Origin of the sequence: Romboutsia faecis, from assembly GCF_014323405.1 — a bacterium.
GTDB classification, from domain to species: Bacteria; Bacillota; Clostridia; order Peptostreptococcales; family Peptostreptococcaceae; genus Romboutsia_E; species Romboutsia_E faecis.
Genome location: NZ_JACRWE010000029.1, coordinates 1 through 1184 on the forward strand (window position 1 = coordinate 1; position 1184 = coordinate 1184).

Here is a 1184-nt window from a genome sequence, read left to right on the forward strand (position 1 = left end):
AGAGAAATACAAAGTGAATTTCTACCTGATTTAGATGAAAATAGACCAAAGAAAAAGGGAAGACCTAAAAAAGTAGTTTATATTCATAGGGAACGTTCATTGTATCAAGGAAGAATATTGGACTTAGTAAAATTATGTGAATTAAGAAATTATGATGTAAAAGGTCAAAGGGAATTAATATTATTCTTGTATAGATACTATTTATGCTACTTCTATGAAGATGAACAAAAAGCCTTAGAAGACGTTTTAGAACTTAATAAAGAGTTTATACAACCATTAAATGAGAAAGAGCTTATAATGGCAACAAATAGTGCAGAGAAGGTATTTAAATCAAAGGACAAGCAGTATAAATACAAAAATGAAACTCTTATAGAACTTTTAGAAATATCAGAGTATGAGCAAACTCATATGAAAATAATCATTGGGAAAGAAGAATATAAGCGAAGAAATAATGAGTATAATAAGAAAAAGTATAAGGAAAAACTTAAACAATTAGGTAAAATGACAAAGCAAGAAGAGTTAAATATTTTAAGACAAAAAATAAAAGTCCTTAGAGAGAAAGGACTTAAAAATAAAGATATTATGCAAATGTTGAATATTGGCAGTAGTACAACATTTGAAAGACATATAAGTTATTTAAAAAAGAATGGACTAATAAAATAGTTCATTCTTTAAATTTTTATTAAATCTGTATAAATAGATTATAATGTTTTTTTAATTAAATTTATACCCCCATTTTTTTTCAGCTTGTATTATAGGGTACGTAGTACCTGTTACTAGAAAGGGGATTTGTATGGATGAAAAAAAGTTATGGCAAAAGATAAGTGGCAGCATTACTTTTTATTTAAAAGATTATGATAGAAGTAAAAGTAATGAAGAACTTTTGGAGGATTATTTAGATTATGTTTTACCAGATGATTTAGGAGATGATGGAGTACGTAGGTATTTAGATAAGCAAACATTTAAGTATGTAGAAGTAAATAAAGAGTTAGAAGAAAAAGCAATAAATGCATTTATAGAAAGATTAAACAAGAGAAGATCTAAGGAAGAACCAATAGAAAAAGTTGAAGAAAAAAGAGTTTATAAAAACAATTTATTTAGTTTTGAAGAGTACAAAAATAGGAAATAAATTTAGATTAAAACAATAAAAAAAATTATAGAATTTATAAAAATAAAAATCAGTT

At 25.0% G+C, this 1184-nt stretch carries 2 protein-coding genes; both read left to right on the forward strand.

Annotated features, from left to right (window positions below):
• A partial coding sequence (locus tag H8923_RS16980; protein ID WP_330596698.1) for a hypothetical protein occupies nucleotides 1–663 on the forward strand: 663 nt, incomplete at its 5' end.
• A 130-nt stretch (nucleotides 664–793) separates the two neighbouring features.
• Nucleotides 794–1129, forward strand: coding sequence for a hypothetical protein (locus H8923_RS16985; RefSeq protein ID WP_153973207.1), 336 nt, complete (start codon nucleotides 794–796; stop codon nucleotides 1127–1129).
• The last annotated feature ends 55 nt before the right edge of the window (nucleotides 1130–1184 follow it).

What these genes read in the sequence shown, in the direction of transcription:
- H8923_RS16985 (WP_153973207.1), top strand. Translation starts at nt 794, where the DNA reads ATGGATGAAAAAAAGTTATGGCAAAAGATAAGTGGCAGCATTACTTTT.